The 14,444-nt window shown below is 64.9% G+C and carries 13 protein-coding genes; all 13 read left to right on the top strand.

Features of this window, described 5'->3' with window-relative positions; genetic code table 11:
• Positions 1-5 precede the first annotated feature (5 nt).
• The 13 genes from Q8L25_RS01710 (at position 6) to Q8L25_RS01770 (ending at position 14,440) form a co-directional block, all read left to right on the top strand.
• Positions 6-773 carry an SDR family oxidoreductase gene (locus Q8L25_RS01710; RefSeq protein WP_308923271.1) on the top strand — a complete coding sequence of 256 codons (768 nt, stop codon included), beginning with the start codon at positions 6-8 and terminating at the stop codon, positions 771-773.
• Entirely contained in the window at positions 770-2,566 is a 1,797-nt protein-coding gene (locus Q8L25_RS01715) for an IlvD/Edd family dehydratase (RefSeq protein WP_308923272.1), read from the top strand. Before Q8L25_RS01710 ends, Q8L25_RS01715 begins: the two co-directional genes overlap by 4 nt.
• 170 nt (positions 2,567-2,736) lie before the next feature.
• On the top strand, positions 2,737-3,711 hold the full coding sequence (xylF, locus tag Q8L25_RS01720; protein WP_374694284.1) for a D-xylose ABC transporter substrate-binding protein: 975 nt from the start codon (positions 2,737-2,739) through the stop codon (positions 3,709-3,711).
• 131 nt (positions 3,712-3,842) lie between these two features.
• Positions 3,843-5,414: a D-xylose ABC transporter ATP-binding protein gene (gene xylG, locus Q8L25_RS01725; protein ID WP_308923274.1), complete on the top strand. Its 1,572-nt coding sequence runs from the start codon at positions 3,843-3,845 to the stop codon at positions 5,412-5,414.
• Positions 5,411-6,553, top strand: coding sequence for a sugar ABC transporter permease (locus tag Q8L25_RS01730; RefSeq protein ID WP_308923275.1), 1,143 nt, complete (start codon positions 5,411-5,413; stop codon positions 6,551-6,553). The genes xylG and Q8L25_RS01730 overlap by 4 nt, the downstream gene beginning before the upstream one ends.
• 67 nt (positions 6,554-6,620) lie before the next feature.
• Positions 6,621-7,814, top strand: a complete 1,194-nt coding sequence (locus Q8L25_RS01735; RefSeq protein WP_308923276.1) for a DNA-binding transcriptional regulator — start codon at positions 6,621-6,623, stop codon at positions 7,812-7,814.
• Entirely contained in the window at positions 7,811-8,599 is a 789-nt protein-coding gene (locus tag Q8L25_RS01740; RefSeq protein WP_308923277.1) for a hypothetical protein, read from the top strand. The genes Q8L25_RS01735 and Q8L25_RS01740 overlap by 4 nt, the downstream gene beginning before the upstream one ends.
• A 77-nt stretch (positions 8,600-8,676) precedes the next feature.
• Complete coding sequence (locus Q8L25_RS01745; RefSeq protein ID WP_308923278.1) at positions 8,677-9,690, top strand: 2-dehydro-3-deoxygalactonokinase; 1,014 nt, start codon at positions 8,677-8,679, stop codon at positions 9,688-9,690.
• Positions 9,687-11,417, top strand: coding sequence for an L-arabinonate dehydratase (gene araD, locus Q8L25_RS01750; RefSeq protein WP_308923279.1), 1,731 nt, complete (start codon positions 9,687-9,689; stop codon positions 11,415-11,417). The genes Q8L25_RS01745 and araD overlap by 4 nt, the downstream gene beginning before the upstream one ends.
• Positions 11,418-11,536: 119 nt before the next feature.
• Positions 11,537-12,430 (top strand): SMP-30/gluconolactonase/LRE family protein, encoded by an 894-nt coding sequence (locus tag Q8L25_RS01755; protein WP_308923280.1) that lies wholly within the window; start codon positions 11,537-11,539, stop codon positions 12,428-12,430.
• Between the two features lie 22 nt (positions 12,431-12,452).
• Entirely contained in the window at positions 12,453-13,091 is a 639-nt protein-coding gene (locus Q8L25_RS01760; protein ID WP_308923281.1) for a bifunctional 2-keto-4-hydroxyglutarate aldolase/2-keto-3-deoxy-6-phosphogluconate aldolase, read from the top strand.
• Positions 13,092-13,178: 87 nt separating this feature from the next.
• The gene (locus Q8L25_RS01765) at positions 13,179-13,601 is read left to right on the top strand and encodes a CoA-binding protein (RefSeq protein ID WP_308923282.1); all 423 of its coding nucleotides are present in this window, start codon (positions 13,179-13,181) and stop codon (positions 13,599-13,601) included.
• On the top strand, positions 13,598-14,440 hold the full coding sequence (locus Q8L25_RS01770; RefSeq protein WP_308923283.1) for a PPK2 family polyphosphate kinase: 843 nt from the start codon (positions 13,598-13,600) through the stop codon (positions 14,438-14,440). The genes Q8L25_RS01765 and Q8L25_RS01770 overlap by 4 nt, the downstream gene beginning before the upstream one ends.
• Positions 14,441-14,444 lie beyond the last annotated feature (4 nt).

The following is a 14,444-nucleotide window of genomic DNA, read 5'->3' on the forward strand; positions in this document are numbered from 1 at the left end:
CATCAATGCTGCATGCAACTTATCCCAGCCTGGCAGGAAAAAACGTCATCATTACCGGTGGCGGCACCGGCATCGGCGTGGCGATTGTCGAAGCGTTTGCGCGCCAGGGCGCCCGGGTCACCTTTCTCGATATCGCCACGGAACCGTCGCGCGAACTGGAAGCCAAACTGTCCTCTTTGGCGCAGCCGCCCGTGTTCCGCCATTGCGACCTGACCGACCTGGCCGGCCTGGCCACCACCTTTGCCGATATCGAAGCCTCGGTCGGCGCCACCGATATCCTGATCAACAACGCCGCCAACGACGACCGCCACCAGATCGAAAACGTCACGCCCGCCTACTGGGACGAGCGCATCGCCGTCAATCTGCGCCACCAGTATTTCTGCGCCCAGGCCGTGGCGCCGGCCATGCGCGCCCGCAAGAGCGGCGTGATCCTGAACCTGGGCTCCATTTCCTGGCACCTGGCGCAGGCCAACCTGTCGATCTACATGACGGCCAAGGCCGGCATCGAAGGCCTGACACGGGGCCTGGCGCGCGACCTGGGCGTCGACGGCATCCGCGTCAATTGCATCATCCCCGGCGCCGTGCGTACGCCGCGCCAGGAACGCCTGTGGCATACGCCGGAAGCGGAAGCCGTGATCCTGCAGGGCCAGTGCCTGCAGCTGCGCGTGGAACCGGAAGACGTGGCGGCGCTGGCGCTGTTCCTGGCGTCGGACAACGCCGCCAAGTGCGCCGGGCGTGAATACTATGTCGACGCGGGCTGGTACGGCGCATGAGCGACTTGAACATTCCACCATCGACTGCGCCGCGCCGTTTCCGCTCGCAGGACTGGTTCGACAATCCCGACCATATCGACATGACGGCGCTGTATCTCGAGCGCTTCATGAACTACGGGATTACCGCCGAAGAACTGCGCTCGGGCCGGCCGATTATCGGCATCGCCCAGAGCGGCAGCGACATCAGCCCGTGCAACCGCATCCACCTGGACCTGGCCAAGCGGGTGCGCGACGGCATCCGCGACGCGGGCGGCATTCCGATGGAATTCCCGCTGCACCCGATCTTTGAAAACTGCCGCAGGCCTACCGCCGCGCTGGACCGCAACCTGGCCTACCTGGGCCTGGTGGAGATTTTGCACGGCTATCCGATCGACGCCGTGGTGCTGACCACCGGCTGCGACAAGACCACGCCGGCCCAGCTGATGGCCGCCGCCACGGTCGACATTCCCGCCATCGTGCTGTCGGGTGGCCCGATGCTGGACGGCTGGATGGACGGCGAACTGGTGGGCTCGGGCGCGGCCATCTGGAAGGGCCGCCGCCAGCTGTCCGCCGGCCTGATCGACAACGACAAATTCCTGCAGATCGCGGCCGCCTCGGCGCCGTCGGCCGGCCACTGCAACACCATGGGCACGGCGTCGACCATGAACGCGCTGGCCGAAGCGCTGGGCATGTCGCTGACGGGCTGCTCGGCGATCCCCGCGCCGTACCGCGAACGGGGCCAGATCGCCTATGAAACGGGGCGCCGCATAGTCGCCCTGGCCCATGATGACGTGCGCCCCTCGGCCATCCTCACGCGTGAAGCCTTCCTGGACGCCATTATCGTCAACGCGGCCATCGGCGGCTCGACCAACGCCCAGCCGCATTTGATGGCGATGGCGCGCCACGCCGGCGTCGAGCTCCATTCGAGCGACTGGATGGCGCACGGCTACGACGTGCCGCTGCTCTTGAACATGCAGCCAGCCGGGAAATACCTGGGCGAGCGCTTCCACCGCGCCGGCGGCGTGCCGGCCATCATGTGGGAATTGCAGCAGGCTGGCCTGCTGCACGCGAACCGCCTGACGGTGACCGGCAAGACCATGGCGGAAAACCTGGCGGGACAGGAAAGCGGCGACCGCGAAATGATCCGCCCGTTTGCCGAGCCGCTCAAGGAAAAAGCGGGCTTTTTGGCCTTGAAAGGCAATCTGTTCGATTTCGCCATCATGAAGACCAGCGTGATTTCGCCCGCCTTCCGCGAGCGCTATCTGTCGCGCCCCGGCTGCGAAGGCATTTTTGAGGCGCGCGCCATCGTGTTCGACGGCTCCGCCGATTATCACGCCCGCATCAACGATCCGGCCCTCGCGATTGACGACAGCTGCATGCTGGTGATGCGCGGTGCGGGCCCGGTCGGCTGGCCCGGTTCGGCCGAAGTGGTCAATATGCAGCCGCCCGACGCCTTGCTCAAGGCCGGCATATTGAACCTGCCGACCCTGGGCGACGGCCGCCAGTCTGGTACCTCGGACAGCCCGTCGATCCTGAACGCGTCGCCGGAAAGCGCGGTTGGCGGCGGCCTGGCCTTGCTGCGCACGGGAGATTTGATCCGTGTCAACTTGCAGGAGGGCCGCTGCGACATGCTGGTCGACGAGGCCGAGCTGGCGCGCCGCGCACAGGAACTGCCGCCACCGATCAACGAGAGTTCCACCCCATGGCAGGAAATCTACCGCGCCAGCGTAGGCCAGCTGGAAACGGGCGCCTGCATGGAGCTGGCGCTGAAATACCGCGCCGTGGGCCAGACCCTGCCACGGCATAACCATTAGCAGCACATAGGTCGGGGTAGGTCGGGTTAGCGCTCCGCGCGTAACCCGACACCACCACCACAACGATCAACACCAGCAACAACTTTTTCAGCACCACCCGTAGTTCAAAACGTAGTTAATAAAATCCAACTAGGAGACACACAATGAACAAGATCATCAGCGCCGCCATCATGACCGCCATGCTGGCAATGACCAGCGGCGCCGCCCTGGCCGACGCAAAAAATCCGAAAATCGGCTTTTCCATCGACGACCTGCGCGTGGAACGCTGGACGCGCGACCGCGACTTCTTTATCGCCGCCGCCGAAAAGCAGGGCGCCAAGGTCTTCGTGCAATCGGCCGACGCCAGCGAGCAGCGCCAGATTTCGCAGATCGAAAACCTGATCTCGCGCGGCGTCGACGTGCTGGTGATCGTGCCCTTCAATGCGACGGTGCTCAACAACACCGTCAAGGAAGCGAAAAAGGCCGGCATCAAGGTGCTGTCGTATGACCGCCTGATCCTGGGCGCAGATATCGATGCCTACATCTCGTTCGACAATGAAAAAGTCGGCGAAATGCAGGCCGAAGGCGTGACCAAGCTGCAACCGAAAGGCAATTACTACCTGCTGGGCGGCGCGCCGACCGACAACAACGCCAAGATGCTGCGCGAAGGCCAGATGAAAGTGTTGAAACCGTTTATCGACAAGGGCGACATCAAGATCGTCGGCCAGCAATGGGTCAAGGACTGGAGCGCCACCGAAGCGCTGTCCATCGTGGAAAACGCGCTGACGGCCAACAACAACAAGATCGACGCCATCGTCGCCTCGAACGACGGCACGGCCGGCGGCGCGATCCAGGCGCTGGCCGCGCAAAAACTGGCCGGCAAGGTGCCGGTCTCGGGCCAGGATGCCGACCTGGCCGCCGTCAAGCGCGTGATCGCCGGCACCCAGGCGATGACCGTCTACAAGCCGCTGAAAACCATCGCCTCGGAAGCTGCCAAACTGGCCGTGCAACTGGCGCGCAACGAAAAGCCGGCCTACAACTCCAGCTATGACAACGGCCTGAAAAAAGTCAGCACCGTGCTGCTGAAACCGACGCCGCTGACCAAGGCGAATGTGAATATTCTGGTTGACGATGGCTTCTACACCAAGGCGCAATTGGGCAATTGATAACATTGCCTTAGTCGCAGCGTAAATCAGGGGTCAGACCCGCCGGGGGAATGCGCTCCAATGGAGCGCATTCCGATCCCCCCAGGGACTGACCCCAGCTCTTGCTTCTTGGTAAATGAATGTGAGATCAGATGTCTGAATATCTGCTTGAAATGAAAGGCATCGTCAAACAGTTTGGCGGTGTCCGCGCGCTCGATGGCATCGACCTGCAGGTGCGGGCCGGCGAGTGCATAGGCCTGTGCGGCGAGAATGGCGCCGGCAAGTCGACCCTGATGAAGGTCTTGTCGGGCGTGTACCCGCACGGTACCTGGGATGGCGAGATCCTGTGGGATGGCCAGCCCCTGCGTGCCGAATCGATCCGCGATACCGAGGCGGCCGGCATCATCATCATCCACCAGGAACTGATGCTGGTGCCGCAGCTGTCGGTGGCGGAAAACATCTTCATGGGCCGCGAGCTGACGCTGGCGGGCGGGCGCATGAACTATGGCGCCATGTACAAGCGCGCCGACGAACTGCTGCGCGAACTGAAGATCCCCGAACTGAACGTGGCGCTGCCGGTGATGAATTACGGCGGCGGCCACCAGCAGCTCGTCGAAATCGCCAAGGCGCTCAACAAGAATGCGCGCCTCCTGATCCTCGACGAGCCGTCGTCGTCGCTGACGGCGTCCGAAATCGCGGTGCTGCTCGACATCATCCGCGCACTGAAGGCCAAGGGCGTCACCTGCATCTATATCTCGCACAAGCTCGATGAAGTGGCGGCCATCTGCGACACCATCGTCGTGATCCGCGACGGCAAGCATATCGCCACCACGCCGATGGCGCAGATGAACGTCGAACGCATCATCGCGCAGATGGTGGGCCGCGAAATGAACCAGTTGTACCCGCACCGCAGCAAGAAAGACGCGATCGGCGAGGTGCTGTTCGAGGCGCGCCACGTCACCTGCATCGACGCCGACAATCCGCAGAGAAAACGCGTCGACGATGTGTCGTTCAGCCTGCGCAAGGGAGAGATTCTCGGCATCGCCGGGCTGGTGGGGGCAGGGCGCACGGAACTCGTTTCCGCCCTGTTCGGCGCCTACCAGGGGCCGTGCGAGGCCGAAGTCTGGCTCGATGGCCGCCAGATCGACACGACATCGCCGCAAAAGGCGATCGCCATGGGCCTGGCGATGGTGCCGGAAGACCGCAAGCACCACGGCATCGTGCCCGACCTCGACGTCGGCCAGAACATCACCTTGTCGGTGCTGGGCCAGTTCGCGCGCGCCACGCGCATCGACGGCGACGCCGAACTGACGGCGGTGCGTGGCGAGATCGCCCAGCTGGAACTGAAGACGGCCAGCCCGTCTCTGCCGATCACCAGTCTGTCGGGCGGCAACCAGCAGAAGGCCGTGCTGGCCAAGATGCTGCTGACGCGCCCGAGGGTACTGATCCTGGACGAGCCGACGCGCGGTGTCGACGTGGGCGCCAAATATGAAATCTACAAGCTGATGCTGGCGCTGGCCGATGAAGGCGTGGCCATCATCATGGTCTCGTCCGAACTGGCCGAAGTGCTGGGCGTGTCGGACCGCGTGCTGGTGATGGGCGAAGGCCGCTTGCGCGGCGACTTTATCAACGATGGCCTGAGCCAGGAAACCGTGCTGGCGGCGGCGCTCGACCAGCGCCCGGCGCCAGGCACCCATACTGCAAACAAGGAACCTGCCGCATGAATACGCATAGCGTGAAACAGCTTTTCACCCAATACAAGATGCTGGCCCTGCTGATCGCGGTGGCCCTGATCTGGGCCTTTTTTTCGTGGAAGACCGAAGGCAGCTTCGTCACGCCGCGCAACCTGTCCAATCTGCTGCGCCAGATGTCGGTCACCGGCATCCTGGCCTGCGGCATGGTGCTGGTGATTATCGCCGGCGAGATCGACCTGTCGATCGGCTCATTATTGGGCCTGCTGGGCGGCATTGCCGCCGTGCTCGACGTGACGCAGCACTGGCCGCTGGCGCTGAATCTGATGGCGGTGCTGGGCTGCGGCCTGGTGATCGGCCTGTTGAACGGCTACCTGACGGCGTACCGTGGCATCCCGTCGTTTATCGTCGGCCTGGGCGGCATGCTGGCGTATCGCGGCATTTTGCTGGGCATCACCGGCGGCATCACCGTCGCGCCCGTCTCCGAGCCGATGGTCTACCTGGGCCAGGGCTATCTGCCGGCCACGCCCGGCATGATCCTGGGCGTGTTCCTGTTCGTGCTGGCGGCATTCCTGACCTGGCGCGGCCGCGCCAGCCGCGCCCAGCATGGCCTGCCGCAAACGGCGGTCTGGGTCGACACCCTGCGCGTGGCGGTGATCGGCGCCGTGCTGTACGCATTTGTGCGCACCCTGAACGGCTATGAAGGCATCCCGCTGCCGGTGCTGTTGCTGCTGGCGCTGCTGGGTCTGTTCAGCTATATCACCAGCCAGACCGTGTTCGGCCGCCGCATCTACGCGGTGGGCAGCAATATGGAAGCGACGCGCCTGTCGGGCATCAACGTGAAAGCCGTCAAGCTGTGGATCTTCGGCATCATGGGCCTGATGTGCGCGCTGGCAGGCCTGATCAACACGGGCCGCCTGGCGGCAGGCTCGCCGTCGGCCGGCACCTTCAGCGAACTCGATGCCATCGCCGCCTGCTTTATCGGCGGCACCTCGATGCGCGGCGGCTCGGGCACCGTCTACGGCGCCCTGATCGGCGCGCTGGTGATGGCCAGTCTCGATAACGGCATGTCGATGCTGGACGTGGACACGTATTGGCAGATGATCGTGAAAGGCAGTATTCTCACCCTCGCAGTCTGGGTCGATGTCAGTACCCGGGCGGGACGCCGGTAACACCGACGCGTGACCTGTGGCCAGGGGCGAAGATACGTCCCGGCCGCGCCCATGGAGGAGACAAAGAATGAAGATGCCGACCGCGCACCGGATCGCGCTGCTTTTCAATGGCAACAAGATTTATGACCGCGACATTATCGCCGGCATCGCGGCGTATCTGAACACCACCCGCGTGTCGTGGGATCTGTTCCTGGAAGAAGACTTCCGCTGCCGCCTGCCTGGCATCGAGCGCTGGCAGGGCGACGGCATCATCGCCGACTTCGACGACCCGGCCGTCTGCGCGGCGCTGGCCAACAGCCATCTGCCGGTGGTGGCCGTGGGCGGCTCCTACGCGCAGGACGACGGCTACCCGGCCGGCATTCCCTATGTCGCCACCGACAATTTCAAGATCGTCAAGCTGGCCTACGACCACCTGGTCGAAGCGGGCCTCACGCGCTTTGCCTGTTTCAGCCTGCCCGAGGCGGACGTCAACCGCTGGGCGCAGGAGCGCGAAACGGCGTTTTGTGCGCTGATGGAGCGCGACCACATGCGCGCCGACGTGTACCGTGGCGTGGCCACCAGCGCGCCGTCGTGGGACGAGGCGGTCGAGCAGCAGATCGCCTGGCTCAACAGCCTGGAAAAACCGGTTGGCATTATCGCCGTCAGCGATGCGCGCGCGCGCCAGCTGCTGCAGGCCTGCATGCATGCGGGGATCGCCGTGCCCGAACAGGTGGCGCTGATCGGCATCGACAACGACCCGCTGGCGCGCATGCTCACGCGTATTCCCTTGAGTTCCGTGATCCAGGGCGCCGAGGAGATGGGCCGCACGGCCGCGCACCTGCTGCACCAGATGTTGAATGGCGCGCGCCTGGCCGGCACGCGCATCCTGGTGCCGCCGGCCGGCCTCAATGTGCTGGCCTCGACGCGCCACCAGCCGTTCCAGCATCCGCAGGTGATGCAGGCGCGCCATTTCATCCGCCAGTACGCCTGCCAGGGTATCAAGACGGAACAGGTGGCCGACTATGTGGGCGTGTCGCGCTCGACCCTGGAAGCGCATTTCCGCCATGAGCTGGGGCGCAGCGTGCACGACGAGATCCTGCACTTCAAGCTCGATGCGGCCAAGACCCTGCTGACGCGCGAGCCGGGGCAAGTGGCCGACGTGGCCGTGCGCTGCGGTTTTACCACGGTGCAGTACATGCACGCCGTCTTCAAGCGCGAACTGGGCTGCACGCCGCGCGAATTCCAGCTGCGCAGCCGGTCGCCACAGGCGGCCTCCCCATGACCATGAGCGCCGCCGCCGGCAGCCATACCCTCTGCAACAGCCGCGGCATGCGGGTGCAGGTCAACCCGCACGACGCCAGCCTGCAGGCGTGGTGGGCGCCCGACCGCTACGGCCGCATGGCCGATGTGCTCGAACATGCGATGGCGGCGCCCGCAGCCGGCACACCCGGCGCGCGCTGGCACTGCGACGCCGCCAGCGACGCCGGCCTGGAGCTGCGCCTGGCCCAGGACGGCCTGTGCGTGCGCCTGCGCTACCGGCTGGAAGACAATGGCGGCTTGCATATCGATTGCGAGGCAGTGGCGATCGCGCCGGCCCGCATCGGCCTGGCCGCGCCCGCGTTCAACCTGCATGGCGGCGGCATGGTGTTCGATCATGTGCTGCGCCTGGCGGCCGATCATTACCTGCGGGCGGCCGCCGTGACCGAGGTGGCCGGCAGCGCGTTCGATTTTCGCCAGCCGGCGCCCCTGGGCGCGCGCCTGGCCTGGCCCGGCGCCCAGCCGGCCGGCACGATGGGCTTCGACCATGGCTTCTGCCTGGCCGGCGACGGCCTGCTGCGCGAAGCGGCGCGCGTGGCCGACCCGGCCTCGGGCCGCGAGCTGCGCTTCTTCACCACCCAGCCGCGGCTGCACCTGCAGTCGGACCAGCACCGCTTTTGCCTGGCCACCGAGATACTCGACGTCCCCTGTGGCGCAGCGGCACGGCACACTTTCGTGTATCGTCTGGGAGTGCAGGATATCGATGCGTTTGACATATCAGAATCGGTATCGTTGTCGTTAAATAAGTGATTGGTCAGATATGCCGCGCGGTTCTACCATAGGGCAGTTTTTAGCCCCTCTTTTTACCGACGCTGCGAAACTTGCCCATGAATATAATCACCATCGATGCCGGCACCACCAATACGCGTACCCTGTTATGGCGGGACGGCACCGTCATCGCCCAGGCGTCACAGGAAATCGGTGTGCGCAATACGGCCATCGATGGCCATAACGGCGCACTGAAGCAGGCGCTGCGCGACAGCATCGCCGCCGTGCAATCGCAGGCGGCGATCACCAGCGCCGAGGTGGGCCTGGTGCTGGCCTCGGGCATGATCACCTCGCCGATGGGCGTCAAGGAAATCCCGCATCTGCCGGCGCCGGCCGGCCTGGCGCAGCTGGCGCAGGGCATGCAGGCGGTCGAGCTGCCCGACGTGCTGGCCCAGCCCCTGTGGCTGGTGCCGGGCGTGCGCAACCAGCATGGCGCCATCGGCCTGCACAATGCCGAAGCGATGGACATGATGCGCGGCGAAGAGACGGAAGTGATTGGCCTCCTGGACCGCCTGCAGTTGCAGGATCCGGCCACCCTGATCATGCCCGGTTCGCATACCAAGCTGGTCAGCGTTGACGAGCGGGGACGCATCATGGGCTGCGCCACCACCATCGCCGGCGAACTGCTGCAGGCGATTACCCAACATACCCTGATACGCCAGTCGGTCGACGGCGACTTCGCCGAATCGCTGGTGCCGAAGATGCTGCTGGCCGGCGCCGCCGCCGCGCAGAAGACGGGCCTGGCGCGCGCCTGCTTCAGCGTGCGCACCCTGGGCCAGTTCGGCGCCGTCGAGCGCAATGAACGCGCCAATTTCCTGATGGGCGCGGTGCTCAGCGGCGACTTGCTGGCGCTGCGCAACAGCAGCGCCATCCAGATGCGGCCCGAGACGACCCTGGTCATCACGGGCAAGGCCATGCTGCGCCAGGCGCTGGCATTATTGATCGAAGAACACGGATTTTTTTACGGCAAGCGCATCGTCGTCGACGATGGACAGCAAGCCAATTTGGCGGGCCATGGAGCCCTTTTAATTGCCGCCGCGCGCGGCTTGATTTCACAGCAGGAGGCCGCGTGAGCGAGCAAAAGAACAAACGAGTATTACGCTCGCAATCGTGGTTTGGTGGCGACGACAAGGACAGCTTCATTCACCGCAGCTGGATGAAAAACCAGGGTTTCCCCAGCGACGCCTTCGATGGCCGTCCGGTGATTGGCATCTGCAATACCTGGTCCGAACTGACGCCATGTAACGCCCATTTCCGCGACCTGGCCGAAATGGTCAAGCGCGGCGTGCTCGAAGCGGGCGGCTTTCCCGTTGAATTCCCCGTGATGTCGCTGGGCGAGACCAATTTGCGCCCGACCGCCATGTTGTTCCGCAACCTGGCCAGCATGGATGTGGAAGAATCGATCCGCGCCAACCCGATCGACGGCGTGGTGCTGCTGACCGGCTGCGACAAGACCACCCCGGCCCTGCTGATGGGCGCGGCCAGCGTCGACCTGCCGACCATCGTGCTGTCGGGCGGCCCGATGTTGAACGGGAATTACCGGGGCAAGCCGATCGGCTCGGGCACCGATGTGTGGAAATTCTCCGAAGACGTACGCGCCGGCCGCATGACGTCGGCCGAATTCAAGCAGGCCGAATCGTGCATGTCGCGCTCCGCCGGCCACTGCATGACGATGGGCACGGCTTCCACCATGGCCAGCATGGTCGAGGCGCTGGGCGTGACCTTGCCGGGCAATGCCGCCATTCCCGCCGTCGATTCGCGCCGCAAGCTGCAGGCGCAGCTGACGGGCCGCCGCATCGTCGACATGGTGCATGAAGACCTGAAGCTGTCGAAAGTGCTGACCCGCGACGCGTTCGAAAACGCCATCATGGTCAACGGCGCCATCGGCGGCTCGACCAATGCCGTGATCCACCTGCTGGCGATTGCCGGGCGCATCGGCGTCGACATGCGCCTGGCCGACTGGGACCGCCTGGGCCGCGACATTCCATGCCTGCTGAACCTGATGCCGTCGGGCCAGTACCTGATGGAAGATTTTTACTATGCGGGCGGCCTGCCCGTCATCATCCGCGACCTGCTGGGCAAGCTGCATGGCGAAGCGCTGACGGTGACCGGCGCCACCATGGCCATCAACGTGGCCGAAGCGGAAAACTTCAACCCCGAAGTCATCACGCCGCTGGAGCAACCCTTCAAGGACGAAGGCGGCATCGCTGTCTTGCACGGCAACCTGTCGCCACGCGGCGCCGTCATCAAGCCATCGGCCGCCTCGCCCGAACTGATGCAGCACCGCGGCCGCGCCGTGGTCTTCAACAGCATCGAGCATTACAAGGAACGGGTCGACGATCCGGACTTGGACATCGACGCCAGCTGCATCATGGTGCTGCAGAACTGCGGCCCGCAGGGTTATCCCGGCATGGCCGAAGTGGGCAACATGGGCCTGCCGAAGAAACTGCTGGAACTGGGCGTGCGCGACATGGTCCGCATCTCGGATGCGCGCATGAGCGGCACGGCCTACGGCACCGTGGTGCTGCACGTGGCGCCGGAAGCGGCCGCCGGCGGCCCGCTGGCGCTGGTGCGCGATGGCGACATGATCGAACTCGACGTGCATGGCCGCCGCCTGCATCTGGAAGTATCGGACGAAGAACTGGCGCGCCGCCGCGCCGAATGGAAGCCGATTGCACCAACCATGCGCGGCGGCTACCAGTCGATGTATATCAAGCACGTGATGCAGGCCGATGAAGGCGCCGACCTGGACTTCCTGGTCGGTTGCCGTGGTTCTGCCGTGCCGCGCGAGTCGCATTAAGACCGTAGGTCGGCTTGGCGCAGACGGTAGGTCGGCTTAGAAGCATGCGGGTTACGCCGTGCCGGCTAACCCGACCTACCCCGACCTACGTGCCGCTGAAATGAAAAAAGGAAAAAACAATGGAGACAACAGCACAATTATTGGTCGACTCCCAGGATTTCCTGGGCGAGGGCGTGCGCTGGTGCGAACGCAGCGGGCGCGTGTTCTGGACCAATATCGAAGGCTGCAAGCTGCATGCCCTGACCCTGGCCACGGGCGTACGTGAAACCTGGGTCATGCCCGAGCGCCTGGCCTGTTTTGCGCTGACGGACGACGAGCACGTGCTGCTGCTGGGCCTGGCCTCGCGCCTGGCCTGGCATGACCTGCGCAGCGGCGCCGTCACCACCTTGCACGTGGTGGAAGCGGACCTGCCGATGACGCGCCTGAACGATGGCCGCTGCGACCGCCAGGGCCGCTTCGTGTTCGGCACCCTGGACGAGCGCCCGTGCCGCGATGCCATCGGCAGCTTCTACCGCCTCAATCTCGATTTGACGCTGGAGCGTCTGCCGCTGCCGAACGTGGCGATCTCGAACAGCATCTGTTTCAGCGTCGATGGCGCCGCCATGTATTTCTGCGATTCGATCCAGGGCGTGATCTGGCGCTGGGACGATTATCTCGGCGGCGATGTCAGCCGGGTCAAGGTGTTTGCGCATCTGGCCGGTGAGCCTGGCGCACCGGATGGCGCCACCATCGACGCCGATGATTATCTGTGGAGCGCGCAGTGGGGCGCTTCGCGCGTGCTGCGCTTTGCGCCCGACGGCAGCATAGCCCGGCAGGTCACCTTGCCCGTTTCGCAGCCCAGCTGCGTGAGCGTCGGCGGCCCCGATTACAACGACGTATTCATTACCACGGCGCAGGAAAACCTGACGCCGGAACAACTGGCGGCGCAGCCGCAGGCCGGTGGCCTGTTCCATGCGCGCATCGACGGCGTGCGCGGCTTGCCCGAAGTGCGTTTCAATGCACGGCCAGTCTGACCAACCAATCAGGAGTATCAGCATGTTGAAGCAAACAGTTTTTCAAGGCATCCTTGAGCGCGGCATGGTGGGCATCGTGCGCGCCGACTCGCCCGAAGCGGCGGTACAGATCGCCGAGGCGTGCATCGCCGGCGGCGTGACGGCGCTGGAAGTGGCGTTCACCACGCCCGACACCCTGGGCGTGCTGCGCACCCTGCGCGAGCGCCATGGCAAGGACGTGCTGCTGGGTGCGGGCACGGTGCTCGATCCTGAAACGGCGCGCGCGGCGATTCTGGCCGGCGCCCAGTTCATCATTTCGCCCGGCGTCAATGTCGACACCATCGCCGTCTGCCAGCGCTACCAGGTGCTGGCCATGCCGGGCGCCATGACGCCGACCGAAATCGTCACGGCCCTGCAGGCCGGCGCCGATATCGTCAAGGTGTTTCCGGCCGAGATGTTCGGCCCCGCCTATATCAAGGCCCTGCGCGCGCCGTTGCCGCACGCGCCCTTGATGCCGACCGGCGGCGTCACGGTAGAGAACCTCGGCGACTGGTTTGCCAACGGCGCCATCGCGGTCGGCATCGGCGGCAGCTTGAGCGGCCCGGGCGCCAAGGGCGATTACGCCGCCGTCACCAGCCGCGCGCGCGAGTTCGTGGCGCAGATGGCGGCCGTGCGCAAATAGGCGTCCACCTCTTCAGGCTGGCTCCCATGCCGGCCTGAATCTGCTACGCTAGGCGGGCAATGTCGCACGCCTGCCGAAGCCCAGACCATGTCCCATATTCCCCGCATCCTCCAGGATGCCCGCATTATCGCCATCGTCGGCCTGTCCGACAAACCCGAACGCGCCAGCCACCAGGTGGCCGAATACCTGATCGGGCACGGCTACCGGGTCGTGCCCGTCAACCCGGCGCTGGCCGGCCAGGACGTGCTGGGCCAGCGTGCGTTTGCCACCCTGACCGAAGCGGCCAGCGCACTGGCCCCGCAGCGCATCGATATCGTTGATGTTTTCCGCAAGTCCGAAGACATTGTGCCGATCGCGCAGGAAGCCGTCGCCATCGCGGCCGGCTGCCTGTGGCTGCAGCTCGATGTCGTCAACGAAGAAGCGGCGGCGATTGCGCGCGCCGCCGGTCTCGAGGTGGTGATGGATCACTGCACGAAGATCGAGCACCGCAACCTGGCGGTGACGGCATGAAGGCGCGCACGCAGTTCCGCGCCGGCAAAGGGTTTGACCTGAACGAGGATTTCGCTGGCAAGCGCTTGCTGGGCGCCGCCACCAAGGCCGCCAACAAGAAGCTGACGGCCGCCCAGTGCAAGGCGCTGGACCGCGAGGAAACCGTGGCCCTGACGGCGCAGATCGCCGAGTGCCAGAGCATGCTGTACGCCCAGCGCAAGCAGAAAGTGCTGCTGGTATTGCAGGGCATGGACACCTCGGGCAAGGATGGCACGGTAAAAGCCATCTTCAGCAATATCAACCCGATGGGCATCCGCGCCGTGGCCTTCAAGGGGCCGACCGATATCGAACTGGCGCACGACTACCTGTGGCGCGTGCACCAGCATGTGCCCGTCAAAGGCGAGATCGCGATCTTCAACCGCAGCCATTATGAAGACGTGCTGATCACGCGCGTGCAGGACATGATCACCAAGCCCGAATGCGAGCGCCGCTACGCGCAGATCCGCGATTTCGAGCGCATGCTGAGCGAGACCGGTACCGTCATCCTGAAGATCTTTTTGCATATCTCCAAGGATGAACAGCGCGGCCGCCTGCAGGAGCGGCTGGACGATCCCGACCGCCAGTGGAAGTTCGACCCGAACGATATTGCGCAGCGCAAGAAATGGGACGACTACCAGCGCGCCTACCAGACGGCGCTGCGCGAGACCGACGCCGACCACGCGCCCTGGTATGTGGTGCCGGCCAATTCCAAGACCCAGCGCAACCTGGTGGTGGCGTCCCTGCTGCTGGAAACCCTGCAGGCGATGAAGCTCGGCTACCCGGCGCCGGACCCGAAACTATCGTCCTACAAGGTCGAGTAAAAAC

The organism is Janthinobacterium sp. J1-1 (assembly GCF_030944405.1).
Taxonomy (GTDB): Bacteria; Pseudomonadota; Gammaproteobacteria; order Burkholderiales; family Burkholderiaceae_D; genus Janthinobacterium.

Bases quoted from the DNA above. Each gene is read 5' to 3' on its own strand.
- Q8L25_RS01745 (WP_308923278.1), top strand. From the start codon at position 8,677: ATGAATATAATCACCATCGATGCCGGCACCACCAATACGCGTACCCTG.
- Q8L25_RS01730 (WP_308923275.1), top strand. From the start codon at position 5,411: ATGAATACGCATAGCGTGAAACAGCTTTTCACCCAATACAAGATGCTG.
- Q8L25_RS01740 (WP_308923277.1), top strand. From the start codon at position 7,811: ATGACCATGAGCGCCGCCGCCGGCAGCCATACCCTCTGCAACAGCCGC.
- xylF (WP_374694284.1), top strand. From the start codon at position 2,737: ATGACCGCCATGCTGGCAATGACCAGCGGCGCCGCCCTGGCCGACGCA.
- Q8L25_RS01755 (WP_308923280.1), top strand. From the start codon at position 11,537: ATGGAGACAACAGCACAATTATTGGTCGACTCCCAGGATTTCCTGGGC.
- Q8L25_RS01770 (WP_308923283.1), top strand. From the start codon at position 13,598: ATGAAGGCGCGCACGCAGTTCCGCGCCGGCAAAGGGTTTGACCTGAAC.
- Q8L25_RS01715 (WP_308923272.1), top strand. From the start codon at position 770: ATGAGCGACTTGAACATTCCACCATCGACTGCGCCGCGCCGTTTCCGC.
- Q8L25_RS01735 (WP_308923276.1), top strand. From the start codon at position 6,621: ATGAAGATGCCGACCGCGCACCGGATCGCGCTGCTTTTCAATGGCAAC.
- Q8L25_RS01760 (WP_308923281.1), top strand. From the start codon at position 12,453: ATGTTGAAGCAAACAGTTTTTCAAGGCATCCTTGAGCGCGGCATGGTG.
- Q8L25_RS01765 (WP_308923282.1), top strand. From the start codon at position 13,179: ATGTCCCATATTCCCCGCATCCTCCAGGATGCCCGCATTATCGCCATC.
- xylG (WP_308923274.1), top strand. From the start codon at position 3,843: ATGTCTGAATATCTGCTTGAAATGAAAGGCATCGTCAAACAGTTTGGC.
- Q8L25_RS01710 (WP_308923271.1), top strand. From the start codon at position 6: ATGCTGCATGCAACTTATCCCAGCCTGGCAGGAAAAAACGTCATCATT.